This window comes from Janthinobacterium sp. B9-8, assembly GCF_000969645.2.
In the GTDB taxonomy this organism is placed as follows: Bacteria; Pseudomonadota; Gammaproteobacteria; order Burkholderiales; family Chitinibacteraceae; genus Iodobacter.
The window spans coordinates 2,966,390-2,986,846 of the sequence record NZ_CP014222.1 but is presented as its reverse complement, the minus strand read 5'-3'; the positions used below and the strand labels follow the sequence as shown (position 1 = coordinate 2,986,846).

The following is a 20,457-nucleotide window of genomic DNA, read 5'->3' as shown; positions in this document are numbered from 1 at the left end:
TAATGTAATTTATGCAACGACGTCATTATTTTAAAAAATTAGAATAATGGCTGCTGAAACGTAATGTGTACATTGAATTGATTTCGATGTTGTTTCATCTCTCTCCTCTGTATGTATTTACGCCACCGACTCGGTGGCGTTTTTTTTGCCTGTAGCGGGTACAATGGCAGATTGCTCTTATGAAAAGTATTACGACCATGACTGAATCCATCCGCTTATCCAAACGCATGACCGAGCTGGGCATGTGCTCACGCCGTGAGGCCGACGAATTTATTGAACAGGGCTGGGTAAAAGTCGATGGCGTGGTGGTCAATACCCTCGGTAGCCGTGTTGTGCCCGAGCAAAAAATCACCCTAGAGCGCCAAGCCACGGTATTTCAAGCTGAGCGCGTCACTATTTTGATGCACAAGCCAGTGGGCTATGTATCTGGCCCTGCCGAGCCGGGTGATCGTCCCGCTTGGACCTTGATCAAAGCAGAGACGCGCTTTATTGGCGACCGAACCGGCATCAATTTCCTTAAAAAACATATGCATAACCTAGCCCCAGCGGGCCGCTTAGATGTAGATACATCGGGCTTGCTGGTGCTAACGCAAGATGGCCGCATCGCTAAAAAGCTGATGTCGGATGTCGATGTAGAGCGCGAATATGCCGTGCAGGTAGAGGGGATGTTGAGTACTGAAGGTTTAAAACAGCTTAATAATGGCCTGAGCTTGGATGATGAGCGCTTAAAGCCAACCAAAGTCAGCTGGCAGAGCGAAGACTCATTGCGCTTTGTATTGCGTGAAAACCGCCCCCGCCAGATTCGCCGCATGTGTGAATTGGTTGGCCTGAGAGTGATTGCGATTCGTCGCCTGCGTATTGGTCGTATCTCCTTATCTGATCTGCCTGTTGGCCAATGGCGCTATTTGCGGATGGATGAGCGGTTTTAATTAGGCTCTGCCTGTGGTCTAGCTAAAGCGGATCCAAATCCTACAAATCCTTGCCCATCATCTTTGGTGCGCAAGGATTTTGTCTTTTTACCGTTTTAGAAATACGGGTTCTGCAGCTGTTATTTTCTGATTGCTTAACCTCTTTCCTCTTCCCAATCTGTCATTAGATTTATACAGAAATATGCTGATAGCATTTTAAATTGGGTCTTGTCGTCCTTGCCATGTAAGCTTGCTTTACACCTGAGGTACAGCAGGGCTGATGGAGATGAGACATGCAATATTTGGAATATTTACAGCGCTTATTGGGGCTTTATTTTGGATAAGGCGAGGGTCGCCGAGCTGCAGTTGCTACATAGAATAGGGCTGTTTGCGCAGTTTGCTCAGCGCTTGAATACTCAGCACAGCTTAGAACAAATGTTGGAAATTACGCTAAGCCTGCTGGTGCAGGAGGAGCAGGTAAAAGGTGTGGCGCTGTACCAGAGGGGCGAATCTATAGCGCAAATCGGCATTGTGCCTCATCAATTGATAGACCTCGCTGTTGGGCAGGATCAAGCCTTTTTTGTGATCGATGCTGATTACTCCCTAGCGATTGCATTTCACCTGCCCTTATCAGCTGCTGATGTGGTTTTTTATCGCAGCCTGAATCAGCAATTGGCTTTGGTGCGTGCTCAGCGATATGAATGGGGTAGGCAACCACAGCTTTTATCTGATCTTTACAGCATTGCATCCCGCCGCGATAAATTACGTTATGTGCGAGCAGATAGGGGCTATTGCGGTATTTATGCCGCGGATTTAGCAGATCCCTTGTATATCACGCTGCGCTTGCGGGCGATTCGGCTTTATTTTGACGATAGCGTGTTGCTGCAAGTGCATCGCTCTTATTTGGTGAATCCACGCAAGGTGGAGAAGGCCTGTAAGCGAGGGCGAGAAGGATGGTTGTTGCAGATGGGGTCCGATCTGATTCCCCTTGCCCGGCAATCGCTGGAACGCGTGCAGGGTGATTTTCCACAGTGGTTTGCTTGAGAGGGGCTGGCCCAAGCCCAGTCATTCCTCACACAAAAACCTAAACCTTAAACCACGGAGGCCCACGGAGAAAAACAGAATAAAGATGAGGTTTTCTCCGTGAAACTCCGTGTTCTCTGAGTTTCAAGATTTGGGTTTGGCTTTTTTAGGAGGTAAAAATTTCCGCTGTGGTGTACCACCTGCCAGAACGCCTCACTGTGCGCTCAATGTGACCGCTCCTGCGAGTGGATCAACATTTACAAAATAACTATTGGCTGGCCCTGCAATCAGATTAAGCGCTTTGCCTTTTTGGCGGGCGCTTAGCTTGCCGTTGGCAGAGAGCGCATACAGCTGCAAAGAAATCGGCGTTGCATATTTTTTGCACTCTGGCGTGCTGGTATCAAAGCTTACGGTTGATACATGCGTAGTGCTGAGTGTGGCTTTGCAAAAATCCCGTGCGTAAGTGTATTTGATCACGCTGGAAGGCCCAGCTACCCAGAGTAAACCCGCATCGGCCTTGGCTTTTATATAATCAAGGTGGATGTTGTATTGGGCGAGCGGCACCGACATCCACGAGCCATCATTAACGCCGTGTAGGGTACGTGTTGCCCAGCCGCCCTGATTGATGGCGGCATCTACATGCAAGTTGAGTAAATCGCCCCCTGCCTTCACCTGCTCCTCATAAGCTGACCACTGCCCCTGATCGGTATAGAGATCCCAGCGCACTTGGTAAGGGTCGGCTAATTGGGCTGGGTTAATTACACCTGTGTGGCCGTCGTAGATTACGCCACCGTTTTCGGCGATGCGATTAGGTGCACGGCCGCCAATATAGCCGCTGGCTGTGCGTAAGTAGGCGAGTGGTGCATCAGCCGCCACATCGCTAGGCCAGGCAAAGAAGCTTGGCCGATAGCCCGCTAAATGGGCGGCAATATCGTCACTGGATCCGTTAATTTGGCCTGTGGCATCCCAATCTTTGCTTCTGGCATCGATATGGTTACGCGTGTGGCTGTAGATCTCATTGCCATCGGCCAAAAATTGCTTGGCCGCTGCCCAGTGTTTATCACCACAAGTGCCTGTAATCATGCCAAAAGCCGCCACCAAGCCACGCTGCTTGAGGGCTGGAGCCGCATAATCGATCTGGCCATCCGTAATCCAGGCACATAAATCATCGTGCAGCATGGAATACGCCGCTTTTGCACCGTTTTTCCAGCTGCTGCTTTGCACAAAAGCCACACTGGGTTTAGGCAACCCTAGGTTTTTCCACACATCCCACTGCCCGGATTGTTCGGGGTTTTCACCTTGGGTATACCACTTGGCTTGATAAATATAGCCTTGGTAAATTACCTGTTTGCCAACGGTATACACCCTGCCGATATCCCATTCGGGTAGATCAATTTTGCCACTGCATTCGCCCTGATCTTTCCAGAGGCTGGCGGCGGGTGGCGATTGCCCGGCTATATCGCTGATAGCCGTGTAATTGTGGCTGGCGTAGCTGATTGCCGTGCCTGCCGGATAAGCCGCGCCCTCTACCCAAGCCTGAGTGCAAAGCGCTGCACTGGCTTGGGTAGAGAGCAGCAGGGTGCCTGCGACGAATACGCATCGTTTGAGTCTCATCTTCTCCATCCTTTTTATGAACTTCTCTTATGCCAGCCACGGCCTTCTGCTTTATCGCTTCTAAGCTGTGGCTGGAGATTCCCTAGGGACTGGCTGCACTATGCTGGCCGCGTTTGTCTTTGGGAATAGTTAGTGCGGAGCAATACATGAATGGAGATTTAATCGATGTTTTTATTTATTAAAACAATCTGTTACATCTTTTTTTTCTTGAGGGATTTTCATGAGTGGCGCGGTGAAAAACCAACAGTTCTCAAGAGGGATAGGGGTGTGTTGTTAAACGGCGCTGAGTGAGGGTACTGATACAAAGCGGTTCTTCGTAGAAAGTGAACAAGTAACAGTCGCTGTGTAATATCCGTGAAGAGTAAGCAAAAATTGCCATCAGTGATTGAGAAAGAGGCTTGCCAAGCAGGCTAGACAACATAGACAATTCAGGCTCACCACAATCCAATAAGAAGTGTATGCAAGTCTCTCACTCTAATATCTTAGGTAAAATCATTTTCGGCAGCCGCTGGCTGCAATTGCCCATTTACCTTGGTTTGATTGTTGTACAAGGGGTTTACGCGTATAAGTTTCTGGCCGCGCTCTTCACTATGATGATGAACCTGACCACGCTAACTGAAACGCAGATTATGCTTTCGGTGCTGGGGCTGATTGATGTGGTGATGATTGCCAATTTACTGCTGATGGTCACTGTGGGCGGTTATGAAACCTTTGTGTCGCGTTTACGGATTAATTCTCACCCTGATCAGCCGGAATGGCTGGATCATGTGAATGCCACCGTGCTTAAAGTTAAATTATCGATGGCAATTATTAGTATTTCCTCGATTCATCTGCTTCAGACCTTTATCAACGCCGACAAAATGAACCCGGTAACCATGCAATGGCAGGTGACTATCCATTTGTCTTTCCTTGTTTCTGCTGCTGCACTGGCTTATACCGATAAGCTTTTGCATTCGGTGGCACCGCAACAGCATAAGTGAGCGGATGAGCTGAGCTTTATCCCTCTGAATTGAAAAAGTATTCTTGGTTTTGAACTGCACCCCAAAAGTTGGACACCCGTCCATATTTTTGGGGTGTTTTTAAGTCTGAGTACACAACGCAATTCAAGCTTTCTGTCGTTCAGCAATATTTAACTGGCGAAGCAGGCATTAAGACGATCTCCAAGCAATATGGTATCCACGACCGACCGAATCAAGCTGAAGTTAAAAGGGCTGAGTCCTGTGCAATACAGAACCCAGCCCTTGAGCACCTAGCTTTTATACTGCCCAACTAATTGGGGGCAGTTCAAAAAAAAGCAATTTATTCTCTTTAAAAAGATAGACTAAGCTAAAAAAATTAAATATTTTTAGCAGATGATTTACGCCGATGAGCCAGTAAACCAATTAAGCCTAAGCCCATTAAGGCATAGGTTTCTGGTTCAGGCACGGGGGTGCTAACCATCCCATTACCACCAATTCCCATAATATCAAAGCCTGGCGAGTAGCCATTATTGTTTTGGGAGAAAATACCAATTTGATCAACTACAACTCCAGATCCTAATGCAAAAGAGATCTGCTTAGGGGCAAGGGAAAAGTTGCCATTTGGTGTTGAATCGGTTTGTCCAAGGAAAGACCAACTTCCTGTATTTCCTAGGCGGCCATAGATTTTGGCGATTTCACCGGCACCGTTCACAATGGTGTAAATATCAATTGATCCAGTGGCCTGCTTGCCCGTAAAGCCATAAATGGCTTCGCCTCCTTGCACTACAGAGGCCCATTTTGCTGTTCCCGGTGCGCCAAGCGGCAGGGTGGTGGATACATTGGTAGTGAAGCCTAGAACATTGCTGCCGTTGTTACCCGTTACGCTGCTGACATTTGCACCCGCTGCATTTTTAAAGCTTATTACCGAATCTACATAGGCCTCAGATATCGCATAAGCGCTTGAGCTAAGTAAAGAAATTATAATAATTGCAGCTGATTTATTTAAGGGGGACATGTGTGTATTCCTTTTTAATTGAGATTTAAATCACTAAAAATCCAAATTTTTTTTGGGGGGATAACCGCAAAATTTATTTATCAGGGTTTGTACAGATATGCTCTTGCTATTTCAATACGTTATTCTTCACATATTTTTACATTTGGTATTAAGTTTAATTAAGCAATAAATAGCATCGATCATTTCTTTTATTGGGTGTAATTATTTGTAAAAAGCACAAATCGAGAGTGGGCGTGTCCTTGACTCTGTTTTGTATGCTTTTTTTGGGAGGTGTTTTCTTTAGCAGAAAGAAAGATATGGTTTTTTGAAAGGAATATTGGTATTGCATAAAAAATAGATGGTGTGATTTACATCACAGACAAACTACTGGCTTGCTATCCTTGCTGTAGCACCGCGTTTCAAGCAAGCCCAGCACCGCTAGGCCTGTTTGTCTGGGCTTGCTTTTAAACGTAAGGCTTAAACCTCGCTTCTTGCCTGATACATCGCCAACAACAATCCATTTGCCATCTCCGCAAATCCTTCATCACCCAGCAAGCTTTGCCCGCGCCAAGCCATTTCGTACCAGATTTCTGATTCTTCTCCGGCAAAGCCGCGCAGGCTGTTGCCGAGCCAACTTTCTCTCGCGGCTTTTTCTGCCGCATCTGCCGAGCCATCGTCGCTACTGAGCGCTTCGGCATATTTGGCGCTACTACGGGTGGCAAAGGGCAGGCGGCTGGATAGGCCTTGCCAGTAGTAATGCAGCCATTTTTCTAGCTCGAGGCCTGCGTTTTCCACCGGCCCAAAGCGCCAATGGCCTTTTTGACTGACGATGCGTGTTTCAAGTAATACGCCTTCGGGCGCGGCGTGGCAGAGGGCGAGGTGTTTTAGCCAGCAGGCGATCAGCTCGATGGGCGAGCTGTGGTCTGTCCAGACGGCCACCTGCCCATTGGGGCGCAGCTGGTGCAGTGCGCCATTGAGCTGCATATCGTCCGCAAATTTAAATAGGAAAGTATGCGGTGCCAGCGTTGCATCGCTGAGCAGTGGTTCGGCGGCGTTATAGAGTTTACGCAGGGTGGCTGATTGCTTGGCGGCGCTCATATCGCCAAATCCACCGTGCGGCAGCAGTCCAGCGGCGCGGCCAGTGGCGATGGAATCACTGCTCCAGCCTTGCTCCAGGGATTGCCAGATCACCTGGTTTAGTTCGCTTTTGGCGGAAAAAGACAGGCTGAATGGCTCGTTGCTTTCGAATTCCACCGCCTCATCGGCAAGCCGTATGCCGATGCGGTTTCTTAATAAATAGCGGGTAGGGTTGCGCCAAAAGGCCAGCAAATCGTTAAATGCTACGTTTTTAAATTCTGGGTCGGGCAGGGGCAAGCTTTCTGCCAATACCGAGAGCGGCTGGAGCTGAGACTGGCCAATGGCGGTGGCCGCGGCAAACCAGAGTGGAGAATAGGCGGGGAGTCTTTTTCCAATGAAGGCCGCGTCTTTAAAATAGCGTGGGCTAAAGGGCTGCAGCGGGTGTTCGGTAATCAGATGCTTTAGCAACCGCTCGCGCTCGATGCGTCGCCATTTCAGTGCTTCGTTGCCAAGGGCAGGCTGAGACGGGGCATCGTCCAGCACAAAGCTGCGACCCACGGCGTCGAGTAAATCAGACACCACCACCGATGGCGGAATCACACCATTATCCTGAATACCACGCCCTACATAGCTGAGATACAGCACATCGCTGGCCGAAAGCAGGGTTTCAAGGAATAGATAACGATCATCGGCACGGCGGGATCGGTCGCCATATTGTGGATTGTGCGCCATCAGATCAAACCCCGGCGGGCGTGATTCGCGCGGGAAAGCGCCATCATTAAAGCCCAACAGGGCAATCACTCTGAACGGCAGGCAGCGCATCGGCACCATGGCGCAAAACGTCACCGCGCCGGTTAAAAACCCACCACTCGGAATCTTGCCGGACAGTGCACCATTGAGCCAGCTGCGCGGCACGGATAAATCCACCGGCGCATCGTAGTTTGCGGCGCGGCTTTGCTCGGCAAATTCAATAATCTGCTCGCGCAAATCAGCCAGAATTAGCGCCTCATCATCATCCGGTGCAAACAGCGCCTCTATCATGGTGATCAATTTACTATGCCACACCTCGGGCGTGTGCTCCCCCGATAGCGATGCGGCTTGCTCAAACAGCGTTTCGGCAAAAGCTGCGAGGCCAGCAGCCAGCTGCGCCTGATTTCCCGCCACGCCAGAGCCTGGCAATGTGCCGGCAAACAGCGGTGCGGCAGCGCCCGCCACGTCAGCGGGCAGGGCGATGCTCAGCAGCAATCTGTCCAGCCCAAAGCGCCAGGTGTGCTCAAAAGTATTGGGTAAACCCAGCTCGGCCTTATGCTCGCCATCTTTGCCCCAGTGAATGCCCAGTTCGCTGATCCAGCGGTGAATGGTGGGCAAGTCGGAAGTCGGGATTTCAAAGCGGCGGGCAATGGCGGGGATATCCAGCAGCGCCATCATCCAGTCGCTGGCAAAACGGCATTGCGGCAGGGTAAGCAGCTCCAGCAGGGCTTGCGCCAAGGGAGCTGCGTCTTTCAGGCTGCGGTCGGCAATGGCAAAGGGCACATGGGGCGCGGCAAGCTCGGATGCGCCGCCTGTTCTGCCGAATACGGCCTCAATATAGGGAATGTAATGTTCGATATCGGGCATTAACACCACAATATCGGCGGGGGTGAGCGTGCTGTCGGCCTCGAACAGCGCCAACAGTTGATCGTGCAGCACCTCAATTTCGCGCATGGCCGAATGGCAGATATGCACTTGCAGGGATTTATCATCTGCCGCCACGCGCTGTGCGGTTTCCGGGCTGCGGGCGACAAGTTCCAGCACATCGCTTTTCAGCGTTTGCAACATCGTGTCGTGGTTGCCAGGAAAAGGCGTGAAATATTCAACGATTTCTGGCTCGGCAATCAGCTGATTAAAAAACTCCCGCCCCTGCTTTCCCCACACCGCCAACAGTGGATTGCCGACTTCCAGATACAAGTCTTCAGGATCAAAACCATCAGAAAGCCGGGCGATTTCCGCCGCATCCCGAATCTCGCCCCAAGGCTCGCCGCAAGGATTCAGCGCATGGATAAACACCTCGCAGCGCTTGGATAGCGCCCGTAAAATCTCCATATACACCGGCGGCAGGCTGGATATGCCAAACAGTGAAACCCGGCTGGGCAAATCCAAAGGGCGCGGGTCGAGCAGCCGCTTGTGGGTTGCCGCAAGCAGCGCGCCCCGATGCCCGCCATCGACACGAATATCTAGCTCATCCTTAGATAGATAGCGCCACAGCGCCGCCTGCCAAGCCTCATCATCCCCCAGCCCTAGGCTCTGATTTTTTTCCCAAGCCAGCAGCCAGTCGGGGCGGTAAACCAAATACTGATCGAACACATCGGCAATGCGCGTGGCGAGTTCAAAGCGCCTAAAATCTCCGCCTTCACGCAGATAATTAAGCAGCACCGGCGCATTAGGCTGCGAATCCAGCCAGGCCAGCACCCGCCAGCCCATAATCTCCCGCGAAAACGGCGACTTCTTCGGCAGATTGCCACCCAGCGTGCGCTGCATCAAATCCCAGAAAAAAGACGCCAGCAGCGGATAGCCCATCTGCGCCGTCATGCCTTGCTTTTCCGCCAAACGAAAATTCAACCACCGCCCCATCCCCTTAGACTGCACCACAATCTTTTCCTGCTCAAAAGGGGAAGCCAAAGGAGAAGTCTCTAACTGATGTGCCAGAGCCGCCAGCAGAACGTCGATACGGTTGGATTGAAATAGATGCAGCACGGGAAAGTCTTATTGAATGGGCTTGGGGGAGAGGGTAGCGGAAAGTTGGGGGGAATGCAGCAGGGGTTGGTTTGTGACTAGGGCTATTTTTTTGAAAACCCCATATGATTTAGTCATTTTTGTTCATTGTGTCTTTATAAAATAAACCTAAAGGAGTAATAAATGTATTTCCTGGAGCAGATAAAAAAATCAGTTTTGCTGATTTCAATGCTTTTAATCTCAGCCTCTGCATATGCAAACGTTGCCGATCAGGCTGAAATGGTTTGTTTAAAATCCAGCCAGATAAGTATTAATAGCGTGAATCTGCTGGATAAAAGTGATGTCGTTTTTAAAAAAATAGGCCAGCCAGAGCAAACCAAACGTTATGAATATCATTCAGGCGGTAATGCTGGTTCTTATTTTCTTAAAGATTTAATTTATCAGGGTTTAACCTTTACGGTTGCAGATGAACAAAAACGAGAGAAGCAAATAGAGCGGATTAACTTATCAAATCAAAAATATAAGCTGGGAACTCAGTTTTATATTGGGCAGAAAAAGTCAGAAATAATGGCTTTGCTGGGTATGAAATCAGAGAAAGAAGTCATGAGCCTAGCTGAAAGAGATATATTATTCAGTGGTAAAACGATAAAGCTATCCACAGCAAGTAAAAAGAATTGGGCATTAAACCAATGCGGAGATGATGATGGTACGACTAATATCGAATTTTATTTCGATGCCGATCATAAACTATCGCAAGTCAAAATATATTTTGATGATAGTTTTATTTAAACGCGATTAAATTGACAGCGAATCGCATCTTTATAAGGCTTTTCCTTCTAAACTAAACCCCATGCCTAAATCCAAACTCCCCCCATTAACTGACGCCATCCGTGCCGATCTATTCACCCATCTGGCAACGATGGAGAAAGCAGGTTTGCCGGTGGCGCAGGCTTTTCTGTCGCTGCGGCTGGCGAAAGCAGCCCAGCCTAGGGTGGACGAGGCGCGTAAGTGGCTGGGGCGGGGCAAGGATGTGGCGGCTGCGGGGCGGATGTCGGGCTTGTTTAGCGATCTGGAAGCGGATTTGCTGCATGTGGCGATTAGCGCGGGCAGCCCGGCGCGTACTTACTTTCGCCTTGCTGAGCGCTATACCTTGAAGGCCAGATTAAGCAAGCAGATGCGCTCCAAAATGATGCTGCCCATCGTGGTGTTTGTGCTGGCTTTACTGGTGCAACCTTTGCCCGATTTGGTTTTGGGCGCGCTGAGCCCGGCTGCTTATTTATGGCGCTGCCTGCGGCCCTTGCTGTTTTTTATCAGCCTTTATGGTTTGTTCAGAGGGGTTTCAGATTGGCTGGAAGTCGCGCAGCCGTCGCGTTTACGGCTGCAGCTTGAAACAATGCTGATCAGAATGCCGCTGTTTGGGGCCATGCATGTGCGGCGCAATGCGCGGGATTTTTTTGAAAGCCTGGCGCTGATGCTGGAAGCGGGCCTGCTGATGTTTGATGCTCTGCCTAAGGCGAATCGGGCGATTCATAATCAGCTGATTCGCAGCGAATACAGCCGCATTCTGCCCAAAATGCAGCGCGGGGATAGCCTAGCTAAAGCGCTTGATCATCAGTTTTTTTTAGGGGAAGAACGGGTAATTGGCTTTGTGCAAACAGGGGAGGCCAGCGGCACTTTGCCTGAAATGCTGCTGCGGCATGTGAATATGGAAAGCGAAACCATTGCCGATTTCCAAAGCAAAGTGGCCGAGTGGTTCCCAAGAATCATGTACGGCCTGCTGATGCTGTGGATGGCTTATGGCATGGTGATTGGAAGTGGCGCGCCTCAGATGCCTGCTGATTTGTAGATTGCATATTTTTCAAAAAATGATGTGACACAACACAAACCCAAATCTTGAACCACGGAGGTCACAGAGAACACAGAGTTTCACGGAGAAAACCCGCACCTAAATCAACGTGCCGAAGGCACTAAAAAGCAGATTACGGCTTAACTCACCTATTTTGCACTGCAAATAATATCCGCCAGTTGTTTGATCTTCTCATCCATACGCTCACAAGGCACCTGTGCGTAGCCAAGGATAAAGCCGTTGACGGGGCTTTGATTGCCTATGGTGTAGCTGCTTAATGCGCGGGCCACCAGGCCTTGTTTTAAGGCGGCTTCGCTAATGGCTTGATCAGAAAAAGCATGATCCAGCGCGATGGATAAATGCATTCCGGAAGAGCCTCCGTAGATCGTAATCAAGCCGCCTAAGTGCTTGTTTAATGCCTCGCTCATGGCGTCTCGCCGAGCTGCATAGAGTTTGCGCATCGCTCGTAAATGGCTGCTAAAGCCGCCGCTGTTAATAAATTCGGCCAGTGCTAATTGCTCTATTTGGCGGCCTCGCGGCTGGCATTGGCTGAGCATGTTTTCGACCATTGTTGCTAAATGGGCGGGAACCACCATAAAGCCCGTGCGTAAGGCGGGAAACATGCTTTTGCTAAAGGTGCCCAAATAGACAACAGGGGCATGGGGCATCAGCCCTTGCATTGCGGGCAGAGGCTGGCCGTCGCGGCGAAATTCGCTGTCGTAATCGTCTTCGATAATCAGGCTGCCGTATTTTTGGGCCTGCTGCAGTAGCATTAAACGCCGCTCAAGGCTGAGCACACTGCCAAGTGGGTACTGGTGTGATGGGGTCAGGTAAATCAGCTTGGGAGGGGCTGCTTGCCAATCTTTTTCCTGTGGCAGGATGCCATCCTGATCAAGTGCGATGCCAATAATATTAAGCTCGGCCGCTGTAAAAGCATTGGCTGCACCGGTATAGCCGGGGCTTTCTACCCACGCCGTATCGCCCACATCGGCAAACAGCTTGGCGCATAAATCGAGGCTGTTTTGGGTGCCATCGCTAATGAAAACCTGGCTCGCATCGCAGACTACGCCACGGCCTGCACGCAGATGTGCCGCAATGGCTTCTCGCAAAACATCTTCTCCGGCCGTATTGCCATAGGCGAGTTTTTCTGGCGTGCTTTTTTGCCAGCTTCGGGCCAAGACGCGTTGCCAGCGGGCAATGGGAAAATCAGCCAGCGCTGGCACGCCGGGGGTAAACGCTTGCAGCGTTTCATCGGCAAAGCGTGCAGAAAATGGCTGGCAGCGCTGGGATAGGCAGTTTATCGATGGGTTTGCAGTGGGGGTTTGGCTGCTGCCCAGCTTTAAAGAGGCAACTCTGGTGCCGCTTCGATCCGCAAGCAAAAAGCCTTCTGCGGCTAGTTGCTCGTAAGCGTAAATCACCGAATTACGCGCCATGCCTAATTCTTGGGCAAGCAGCCTTGATGAGGGTAAGCGTGTGGCCGGGGAGAGCGTTCCTGCCAAAATAGCCGCTCTGAGTGCCTCATACAGGCCATGCTGGCGCGAGCGGCCTGTAGTTTGATCGGATTTAAGCAGGAGTGAGTAATCCATTACTGGTTCCAATTTTTTTGCCAGTATTGGATCTTATCTTGGAGCCAGTTGTTGGGATAGTCTGTGTGCATGTATATCAACACAACGCAGAGTACATCATGTCTAGCTATCCAAGTCGCCGCACTCGTATCCGTCGGGCTCCAGAGCGGGCTCAATATGATCAAGAAACGCTGTATCAGATTATTGATGCGGCCTATTTATGTCATATCGCTTTTTATGATGGCACGAGCACACACTGCATCCCAACGGCCTGCTGGCGTAGCGGCGAGCATTTGTATATTCATGGCTCTAATGGGGGGCGGCTGATGAAGCTATTGGCGAAGGGGGTAGAAGCCTCGGTCGCAATTACTCATCTCGATGGTTTGGTGCTGGCGCGTTCGGCATTTAATCATTCGATGAATTATCGATCTGCCGTGATCTATGGCCAGTTTGAGCAGGTAATCGCTGAGGTCGATAAATCGGCCGCATTAGACGCTCTGATGGATAAGATCGCCAGTGGCCGCAAAGATGAAGTGCGGCCCGGTAATTCAAAAGAAATAGGCGCAACTATTGTGCTGCGCGTTTCATTATCAGAAGCTGCAGCAAAAGTGAGATCTGGCGGGCCAATGGATGATGAAAAAGATATGCAAATTGGCGTATGGGCAGGCGTTTTACCTTTAGAGCAAGTTCAAACTACACCTGAGCCCGAAGGAAAGTATTCAGTGATACCGGCTTATGTGCGTGAGTGGGGCGGGAGCTGGCCAGTGATATGCAGTGCGGCATTGGCTGGTTTGGGGCTGGGTTCATCTTAACTTTCTAAGTCCCTTCTGATGCTTGTTTTTATAGGCCATTTTTTGAGCGGCTTACCCCAAGCTATCTCTAACGCTTGGATGTTTTATTATGCAGAGTGAATATATTCAAGCATGGTTGAAAGTTTTTATTGACTTAGGCGTAAGTAGCTGAGTATGATTCGCAGTCTTGATGGAGAGTTGGCCGAGTGGTCGAAGGCACTCCCCTGCTAAGGGAGCATACGGGCAAAACCTGTATCGAGGGTTCGAATCCCTTGCTCTCCGCCAAGTGCAGCTGCGCTGGCTGAGTCTAGTATTAGATAGTAAGTAAGCTGCATAAGAAAATAGCCCTTGTTGATCAAGGGTTTTTTTTCGTCTTGACGACGGCATCTGGCGATCGTCATCAGCTAAGGCCTAGATACAACGCTGCGAAGCATTTATTTTCTACGCACTTAACTCTGCTCTGTTTTTTTCCTTGAAACTCCATGTCCTCTGTGATCTCCGTGTTTCAATGTGTGGGTTTTCCTTGCGCAACCTCAGATCCTCATCAATAAACAGCCAGATCCCCCCGCCTTTCCCCGCCATTAAATCTAAAATTAGCCATAGGGGGCCTTATGACTACATCCTTTGATTTTAATCGTGCACCGTTTAATTGCTTGAATCCTGCCGAGCAGGATCGCATCGCCGCAGCGCTGGATGTGGCTTATTACGCGGCTGGATCGGTGATTCAGCAGCAGGGTGAGGGAGTCGATGCCTTGCTGGTGGTGATGAAGGGGCTGGTTAGAGAGGGCGGCGAGGCTCACTTTTATGGTTGTTTTGATGTGCTCGATAGCAAATCGCTGCTTAGTGGCAAGGCTTGCTGCACTTTGCATGCGCATGAAGACACACTGCTTTGGCATATCAGGCGTGATGTGGCGATGAAAATCAGCGATGCTAATAGCCAGTTTGCGGCGTTTTTTTATGCCGATGTGGCACGTAAACTGGCGGCGCTAAGCCACCCCGTGCAAGAGTTGCAGCCAAGGGTAGCTGATGCGGTCTTGCATACGCCTTGCTGGCTGGCAGAAAGTGCTACGGTGATGGATGCGGCGCGACTGATGAAGCGCGCGCATAGCCGGGCGGTGTTGGTGAAGGAAGCTTCGGGCGTGGGGATTTTTACCCAGAGCGACCTACGCAATGTGGTGGTGGATGGGCTGGATGCTAATCATGAAGCCATTTATCGCCACCTTAAGCGCCCGCTGATTTGTGTGCAGGCCGAGGACGATTTGCATCACGCCATGCTCTTGATGATGCGCCACTCGGTGCAAAGGCTGGTGGTGCTGGAGGGCGACGAAGTTTGTGGCGTGCTGGAGCAGATCGAGCTGATGTCGGCTTTTTTTAATAACTCGCATAATCCACGCGGCATTACCGCGCAAATTGGCCGTGCCTCTCACCCCGACGCGCTCTTGGCGGCGGTTAAAAGCACGCAGCAATTGATACGCACGCTGCACGGTAATGGCATGAAAATCACCCTGCTGGCCGAGCTGGTGGGGGAAATTCGCCAGCGTTTATTCAGCCGACTGTTTACCCTACTAGCCCCGCCAGAGATGCTGCTGCATGTGTGCCTGCTGGTCTTGGGCTCGGAAGGGCGTGGCGAGCAGATATTAAATACCGATCAGGATAATGCGCTGATTATTGAAGACGGCTATCAGCACCCAGATTTAGAGCGTGTTTGTGAGCAATTTAATCAGCAGTTGATTGCCTTTGGCTACCCACCTTGCCCTGGCTTAGTGATGGTTTCTAACCCTCAGTGGCGGCAAAGCGTGGCGGGGTATAAGCGGCTAATTAATCACTGGACCAGCAGCGCCAGCAGTGAAAATGTGATGCATATGGCGATCTGGCTGGATGCACGGCCAGTCTGCGGGCAGCTGGCTTTGTTTGAGGGCCTGCGCCAGTATTTGCAGCAGGATTTAGGCGATAACGCGGCATTTTTATCGCGGTTTGCTTTTCCGGTGGAGCAATTCTCCCCGCCAATTAATCTGTTTTCTCGCTTGATTACCACCGCTGGGCCGGATAAACACGCGCTCGATATTAAAAAAGGCGGCATTTTCCCCGTGGTACACGGCTTGCGCAGCCTTGCGCTGCAATATGGGGTGGACGAGTGTAATAGTTATCAGCGTATTCAGCGCTTAAGTGATATCGGCCATTTAAGCGAGAGTTTTGGCCGCGATCTGGCCGAATCTCTGGCGTTTTTACAGGGCTTGCAGCTTAAAGCGGGGCTGCTGAATCAGGCGATGGATAAGCCGGTTGATCATCTGATTGATCCAGCTACTTTAACCACGCTAGAGCGTGAGCTATTAAAAGACACGCTGTCGGTGGTGAAGCAATTTCGCCAGCTGATTAGCCACCATTTCAAGCTGGGGATGCTATGAGCTGGGGCTATTGGCAGCGCTGGCGCAGATCGCGCAGTCTGGCGCTGGCGAATCAAGAGTTTGCCTATTTATGGGATGTGCCTCCCCTTGATGAATACATCAGCCTAGATTGCGAAATGAGCTGCCTCGATCCAAGGCAGGCAGAGATTCTAAGCATCGCCGCGATCAGGATTAAAGGCTCGCGGATTTTCCTTTCTGAGCATCTTAAACTGCTGGTTAAACCCGCAGGCCAGATCGATCCGGCCAGTATTGCCGTGCATGGTTTGCGCCACCAGGATGTACAAGAGGGCATGGCGATAGAGGATGCTTTGGCCGCTTTGCTGAACTTTATCGGGCCGCGGCCTTTGATTGGCTATTATCTGGAATTCGACTTGGCGGTGCTGGGTCGCCTGCTTAAACCCATGCTGGGCGTGGCTTTGCCCAATGCCAGCATCGAAGTGTCCGGCTTGTTTTATGACCATATGGTAACGGCACATCGCCCCGATGTAGATCTAAGCCTCAGCCATATTTTGCAAACATTAAACCTACCCGATTTGCCCCGCCATGATCCGCTGAACGATGCCTTGCTTGCCGCAATGATCTATTTAAAGCTTGGGCAAAAATAGCGGCCATCCCAAATGCGCATTTTCTTAGCATGATGTAAAGTTTGGCCCCGTTTAAGCGGCGTGCGTCTGTGTACTCAAGCTGCTGTGATTTGATAGTTGAGAGAGAAAATGTTTAAAAAATTATTAGCAACAGTGGGCGTCGGTGGGGCAAGTGTGGATACCGTATTAAATAACCCCAGTTTGCGCCCCGGCGATGTGTTGTCCGGTCATGTGCAAATTAAGGGCGGTAAGGTTGAGCAGGATATCGAATACGTTGATTTAATTTTGATGGCCGAGGTAGAGCAAGAATCGGGCGATCACGAAGCTCGCGTGGCCAAGCCGCTAGGCAGCATCCGTGCCTCGGGAGCTTTAAAAATTGCTGCAGGGCAAGAGATTCGCCTGCCATTTATGCTGACGCTTCCCTTGGAAACACCCGTCAATAATGCACAGGCATTAGCCAGCCCCGGCAGCCAATACGCACCCAATGTGCGCGCTGCCGTGTGGATTCATACTGATTTAGCAATTAGCAGCGCTGTAGATGCCAAAGATAGAGATTTTCTAGATGTTCATCCGTTGCCACAAATGCAAGGCCTGATTGCCGCAATGGCCGCTTTAGGCTTTGCCCATGTTAGTTCGGATGTGGAAGCGGGCACGATTCAGATGAATCATATTCATAGCTCGCTGGGCTGCTATCAGGAGTTTGAGTTCCGCCCTATGCAGAAATTTAGCTCGGTGCAGGAAGTAGAAATCAGCTGCATTGCTCGCCCGGAAGGTGTGCATGTGCTGCTGGAAACGGATCGCCGTTTCCGCGGCGATAGCTATCAGTCCTTTTTAATGGGGCCAGATTGGCAGAGCGTGAACTGGCAAGCGCATTTACGCCAGATTTTGGCTTAACTTCGCAGATAGCTTAGTAAACGCCCCTTATAGGCATTGCCATTATGTAGGGGCGTGTTAATCAATGTTTCGCTCAGGCTAAAGCCATTTGCCGCCATTTGCCGGTTAAAAGCGCTGCGATTGCCTCGGTTGGGATCGATAATCAGCACTTCGGCATGGGGGGCGGCATGGCGATCAATAAAGGCAGAGAGCGCAGCGGGCTGGTTGCGCTCGTACAGCACATCGCTGCCGATGATAACGTCGAATTGGCCTAGCTCAGAATTGATGCGATCCCAGTTGCCGGTGCTGTATTTCAGCGCGGGCAGGGTATTGAGCTGCAAGTTTGCTTTAAGAAAAGTCTCGGTAAGCGGGTGGCAATCGCTGGCAGTGATATCGCCATTTCTGCGATGCACCACCATGCTTGCCAGCGCCAAGCCGCAGCCAATTTCTAAAATCCGTCGTTCACCTAAAACATAAACTTGCATTAAATCAGCTAGCTTTTGTGCCGATGGCCAGATTTGCCCAAATAGCGGCCAGCAAGCAGGCGAAATTCCCGCGTTTTCTGCTTCGCCCAGAGGGTCAAAATATTGCTGAATATCGAGCAGCGAGCGGATATTCAAATCTAGACCGCCAGCAACGGCGATATCTTGAGTTTTAACTTGGTAGCCAAGGGGCGTGCTATAGGGCATGAAAGCCTTGTGTAGGTGCAGCGTTGGATGCTTTTCGAACCGACGCAACGCTTCCTCAGAAGGGCTTTGCAAGAATGATTAGGATTTGGCGGGGCAGAGTACAAAAAATGAAAGGAGCTTTGATGCTAACACCCGGATAAATAATCTGTGCTGATATCTTTGCAAAAAGGTATTAGGGACATGATTAGCGGGTTTTATGCTGTGTATTTATTGATCTTGTAAGTAATTAAAATATAAAACGTGCTTGTTTTTAATTGATTCTTCTTTTTTTGTCAGTTTTTTTGAAAATCTTAATGCAGAAATACTTATACAGATTGGCATGATTGCTACTACTCTTACAGGGCAATCCTGCCTTTTTAAAGGGTCATGTTCATGAAACAGCTTGGTTTTCGTGCCAAAATAATGATGACTGTATTGGGCTCTTTATTTCTTATTTTAGGCTTGATGCTGTCTGTTTTAGCTTGGAATACGCGTAAAGAAATGAGCGCTGAGGCTTTTGGCAGCGCAGAAAATATGGCCAAGCACTATGCGCAATTTGTGCAAAATGAGCTGGAAAAATCACTAAGCCCTCTGCAAACATTGGCGAGCAGCTTAGATAGCGCCAAGCAAAACGGGCTAGTGCAACGCAGCCAAACTAATCATCTTTTGCAGCAAATTCTGAAAGATAACGCAGAACTTTACGATTTGTGGCTGATTTATGAGCACGGTCAGTTTGATGGCAAGGATGCCGAATTTACCAAAGATAAAACGGGTTACCCATCAGGTGCTTATGCGCCTTGGGTGTTGCGCAAGGGCGATAAAATTGAGCTGATTGAATATGTGCACGATGGCGATAAAGGTATGGATGAAGCTGTCGTTCGTAAATGGGAAGAAACATATTACGGCGGAGCGTATTACACCGCGCCTAAAAGCACGGGCAAGCAATCGGTGGTCGAGCCCTATGTAGATAGTGATACCAAGGTATTAATGATGTCGTTTGCTGTGCCTTTGCAGTATCAAGGGAAATTTATTGGAGTGGCAGGAAGTGATATTCCAATGGGGGGGCTGCAAAAAACGCTAAGTCAGGCCAAAGTTTTTGATAGTGGTTTTATTAGTTTAATCAGTGCGGGCGGCATTTATGGCAGCCATCCAGATTCGGCACGCTTAGCCAAGCCAGTTGATGAAGCAGAAGTACCTGCTGCGGTATTGGCCGATATTAAAACGGGTAAAGCTTTACATATAGAGAGCGGCGGATTTACCCGGTTTTTTATGCCGATTAATATGGGAAAAAGCGGCACGGTCTGGAGCTTGGTGATTAATGTGCCCCAAGCCGAGCTTTATGCGAGATCTAATCGCTTGCTGCACCTTTCTTTTTTGATTGGCGGGCTGGGCTTATTACTGCTCTCCATTATTTTATCGGCCACGCTGAGTTTATTAACTAAACCCATTATGCAATTAAATGCAGCCATGACCCAATTATCGGCAGGCGATGCAGATTTAAGTCATAGGCTGGAAGTAAGCAGCAGCGATGAAATTGGCCGCACTTCCTTAGCCTTTAATTTATTTGTTGCCTCGCTGGCCGAAATGATCGCTAAGGTAAAATTACAGGTAAAAGAGCTTAATTTACAAATTACCCAGTTGGCAGGGCATGCCAATACCGTGGCGAAAGGCTCTGCCCAGCAGGCTCAGGCCGCCGAGCAAACCGCGGGTGCTATTGAAAATGTATCGCATGGCATTAACTCGATTGCCGAGAATGCCCTTGCTGCGGAAAATATGAGCCATGTGGCAGAAAAAAATGCCAGGCAAGCCGAGCTGGGCGTGCGGGCTACATCGGGTGAAATCGCTAAAATTGAAGAAGTCATCAAAACCCAATCGGTCTTGATGAATGGTTTAAGGGCGCGCTCTACCGAGATTTCTAATGTGGTGAATGTGATTCGTGGCGTGGCCGAGCAAACTAATTTACTGGCTTTAAATGCCGCCATTGAAGCAGCTAGGGCGGGTGAGCAGGGACGGGGTTTTGCCGTGGTAGCCGATGAAGTCAGAAAACTCGCTGAGAACACCAGCAGTGCTACTTTGGATATTGGCAAAATGATTGCGCTGATTCAGGATGAAACCCAGCAAGCGGCTCAAGGCATGGAGCTGGCATTGCAGCAGGTAGAAGAAGGCGTGCAGCTATCCAGAGCAGCCGCCGATCAAATTGCTGAAATCACCACCGGCACGCATCAAATGTCAGATAGCGTGCATTACATTGCCAAAACCACGGCGCAGCAATCGCAGGCCACCGAAGATATTTCACAGCATGTAGATAAAATTAATACCATGGTGCACGACAACGATGCGGCTTTGCAGCAGGTGCGTGATGCCACTAAAAGCTTGGGTGAGCTTTCATTAGATTTACAAAAAGCCGTAGACCGGTTTAAAATTTAAACGGCGTGTTT

16 protein-coding genes and 1 tRNA gene are annotated in these 20,457 nt (G+C 49.9%); 12 read left to right on the top strand and 5 right to left on the bottom strand.

Annotation, left to right across the window (positions count from 1 at the left end; translation table 11 throughout):
- The first annotated feature begins 197 nt into the window (after window positions 1-197).
- On the top strand, window positions 198-929 hold the full coding sequence (locus tag VN23_RS13460) for a pseudouridine synthase (RefSeq protein WP_046352602.1): 732 nt from the start codon (window positions 198-200) through the stop codon (window positions 927-929).
- A gap of 315 nt (window positions 930-1,244) precedes the next feature.
- Entirely contained in the window at window positions 1,245-1,952 is a 708-nt protein-coding gene (locus tag VN23_RS13455; protein WP_046352354.1) for a LytTR family DNA-binding domain-containing protein, read from the top strand.
- Between the two features lie 192 nt (window positions 1,953-2,144).
- Here VN23_RS13455 and VN23_RS13450 read toward each other — a convergent pair whose 3' ends face one another.
- Window positions 2,145-3,545: a carbohydrate-binding protein gene (locus VN23_RS13450; protein WP_046352353.1), complete on the bottom strand. Its 1,401-nt coding sequence runs from the start codon at window positions 3,543-3,545 to the stop codon at window positions 2,145-2,147.
- A gap of 458 nt (window positions 3,546-4,003) precedes the next feature.
- Between VN23_RS13450 and VN23_RS13445 the strand changes: the two genes are divergently transcribed.
- On the top strand, window positions 4,004-4,525 hold the full coding sequence (locus tag VN23_RS13445; RefSeq protein ID WP_046352352.1) for a TIGR00645 family protein: 522 nt from the start codon (window positions 4,004-4,006) through the stop codon (window positions 4,523-4,525).
- A 189-nt stretch (window positions 4,526-4,714) separates the two neighbouring features.
- Entirely contained in the window at window positions 4,715-4,798 is an 84-nt protein-coding gene (locus VN23_RS22465; RefSeq protein WP_442905455.1) for an IS3 family transposase, read from the top strand.
- An 82-nt stretch (window positions 4,799-4,880) separates the two neighbouring features.
- Here the strand turns inward: VN23_RS22465 and VN23_RS13440 are convergent, their stop codons facing one another.
- Together VN23_RS13440 and recC are read right to left on the bottom strand one after the other, a co-directional pair.
- Window positions 4,881-5,519 (bottom strand): PEP-CTERM sorting domain-containing protein, encoded by a 639-nt coding sequence (locus VN23_RS13440; RefSeq protein WP_046352351.1) that lies wholly within the window; start codon window positions 5,517-5,519, stop codon window positions 4,881-4,883.
- Window positions 5,520-5,975: 456 nt separating this feature from the next.
- Window positions 5,976-9,308, bottom strand: a complete 3,333-nt coding sequence (gene recC, locus VN23_RS13435; RefSeq protein WP_046352350.1) for an exodeoxyribonuclease V subunit gamma — start codon at window positions 9,306-9,308, stop codon at window positions 5,976-5,978.
- Window positions 9,309-9,470: 162 nt separating this feature from the next.
- On the opposite strand from recC, the gene VN23_RS13430 reads away from it, so the two are divergent.
- Both VN23_RS13430 and VN23_RS13425 read left to right on the top strand, forming a co-directional pair.
- Window positions 9,471-10,076, top strand: a complete 606-nt coding sequence (locus VN23_RS13430) for a hypothetical protein (RefSeq protein WP_046352349.1) — start codon at window positions 9,471-9,473, stop codon at window positions 10,074-10,076.
- 61 nt (window positions 10,077-10,137) lie between these two features.
- Window positions 10,138-11,133, top strand: coding sequence for a type II secretion system F family protein (locus VN23_RS13425; RefSeq protein WP_046352348.1), 996 nt, complete (start codon window positions 10,138-10,140; stop codon window positions 11,131-11,133).
- Window positions 11,134-11,282: 149 nt separating this feature from the next.
- Here the strand turns inward: VN23_RS13425 and pdxR are convergent, their stop codons facing one another.
- Window positions 11,283-12,719 carry a MocR-like pyridoxine biosynthesis transcription factor PdxR gene (pdxR, locus tag VN23_RS13420; RefSeq protein ID WP_046352347.1) on the bottom strand — a complete coding sequence of 479 codons (1,437 nt, stop codon included), beginning with the start codon at window positions 12,717-12,719 and terminating at the stop codon, window positions 11,283-11,285.
- A 98-nt stretch (window positions 12,720-12,817) separates the two neighbouring features.
- Here pdxR and VN23_RS13415 point away from each other — a divergent pair, with 98 nt between their 5' ends.
- The 5 genes from VN23_RS13415 to VN23_RS13395 all read left to right on the top strand — a co-directional run bounded on the left by VN23_RS13415 (window position 12,818) and on the right by VN23_RS13395 (window position 17,372).
- On the top strand, window positions 12,818-13,510 hold the full coding sequence (locus VN23_RS13415) for a pyridoxamine 5'-phosphate oxidase family protein (RefSeq protein ID WP_046352346.1): 693 nt from the start codon (window positions 12,818-12,820) through the stop codon (window positions 13,508-13,510).
- Window positions 13,511-13,681: 171 nt separating this feature from the next.
- Window positions 13,682-13,774: transfer RNA gene (locus tag VN23_RS13410), tRNA-Ser, on the top strand.
- Window positions 13,775-14,100: 326 nt separating this feature from the next.
- Entirely contained in the window at window positions 14,101-15,894 is a 1,794-nt protein-coding gene (locus tag VN23_RS13405) for a putative nucleotidyltransferase substrate binding domain-containing protein (protein WP_046352345.1), read from the top strand.
- Window positions 15,891-16,499 (top strand): 3'-5' exonuclease, encoded by a 609-nt coding sequence (locus VN23_RS13400; RefSeq protein ID WP_046352344.1) that lies wholly within the window; start codon window positions 15,891-15,893, stop codon window positions 16,497-16,499. The genes VN23_RS13405 and VN23_RS13400 overlap by 4 nt, the downstream gene beginning before the upstream one ends.
- A 108-nt stretch (window positions 16,500-16,607) precedes the next feature.
- Window positions 16,608-17,372: a sporulation protein gene (locus VN23_RS13395; RefSeq protein WP_046352343.1), complete on the top strand. Its 765-nt coding sequence runs from the start codon at window positions 16,608-16,610 to the stop codon at window positions 17,370-17,372.
- Here VN23_RS13395 and VN23_RS13390 read toward each other — a convergent pair.
- Window positions 17,369-18,040 carry a class I SAM-dependent methyltransferase gene (locus VN23_RS13390; protein ID WP_046352342.1) on the bottom strand — a complete coding sequence of 224 codons (672 nt, stop codon included), beginning with the start codon at window positions 18,038-18,040 and terminating at the stop codon, window positions 17,369-17,371. The two genes, VN23_RS13395 and VN23_RS13390, sit on opposite strands and share 4 nt — an antisense overlap.
- A 372-nt stretch (window positions 18,041-18,412) precedes the next feature.
- Here VN23_RS13390 and VN23_RS13385 point away from each other — a divergent pair, with 372 nt between their 5' ends.
- Window positions 18,413-20,446, top strand: coding sequence for a methyl-accepting chemotaxis protein (locus tag VN23_RS13385; protein WP_046352341.1), 2,034 nt, complete (start codon window positions 18,413-18,415; stop codon window positions 20,444-20,446).
- Window positions 20,447-20,457: the final 11 nt, after the last annotated feature.

Bases quoted from the DNA above. Each gene is read 5' to 3' on its own strand.
- VN23_RS13460 (WP_046352602.1), top strand. From the start codon at position 198: ATGACTGAATCCATCCGCTTATCCAAACGCATGACCGAGCTGGGCATG.
- VN23_RS13450 (WP_046352353.1), bottom strand. From the start codon at position 3,545: ATGAGACTCAAACGATGCGTATTCGTCGCAGGCACCCTGCTGCTCTCT.
- VN23_RS13445 (WP_046352352.1), top strand. From the start codon at position 4,004: ATGCAAGTCTCTCACTCTAATATCTTAGGTAAAATCATTTTCGGCAGC.
- VN23_RS22465 (WP_442905455.1), top strand. From the start codon at position 4,715: ATGGTATCCACGACCGACCGAATCAAGCTGAAGTTAAAAGGGCTGAGT.
- VN23_RS13440 (WP_046352351.1), bottom strand. From the start codon at position 5,519: ATGTCCCCCTTAAATAAATCAGCTGCAATTATTATAATTTCTTTACTT.
- VN23_RS13430 (WP_046352349.1), top strand. From the start codon at position 9,471: ATGTATTTCCTGGAGCAGATAAAAAAATCAGTTTTGCTGATTTCAATG.
- VN23_RS13425 (WP_046352348.1), top strand. From the start codon at position 10,138: ATGCCTAAATCCAAACTCCCCCCATTAACTGACGCCATCCGTGCCGAT.
- pdxR (WP_046352347.1), bottom strand. From the start codon at position 12,719: ATGGATTACTCACTCCTGCTTAAATCCGATCAAACTACAGGCCGCTCG.
- VN23_RS13415 (WP_046352346.1), top strand. From the start codon at position 12,818: ATGTCTAGCTATCCAAGTCGCCGCACTCGTATCCGTCGGGCTCCAGAG.
- VN23_RS13405 (WP_046352345.1), top strand. From the start codon at position 14,101: ATGACTACATCCTTTGATTTTAATCGTGCACCGTTTAATTGCTTGAAT.
- VN23_RS13400 (WP_046352344.1), top strand. From the start codon at position 15,891: ATGAGCTGGGGCTATTGGCAGCGCTGGCGCAGATCGCGCAGTCTGGCG.
- VN23_RS13395 (WP_046352343.1), top strand. From the start codon at position 16,608: ATGTTTAAAAAATTATTAGCAACAGTGGGCGTCGGTGGGGCAAGTGTG.
- VN23_RS13390 (WP_046352342.1), bottom strand. From the start codon at position 18,040: ATGCCCTATAGCACGCCCCTTGGCTACCAAGTTAAAACTCAAGATATC.
- VN23_RS13385 (WP_046352341.1), top strand. From the start codon at position 18,413: ATGAAACAGCTTGGTTTTCGTGCCAAAATAATGATGACTGTATTGGGC.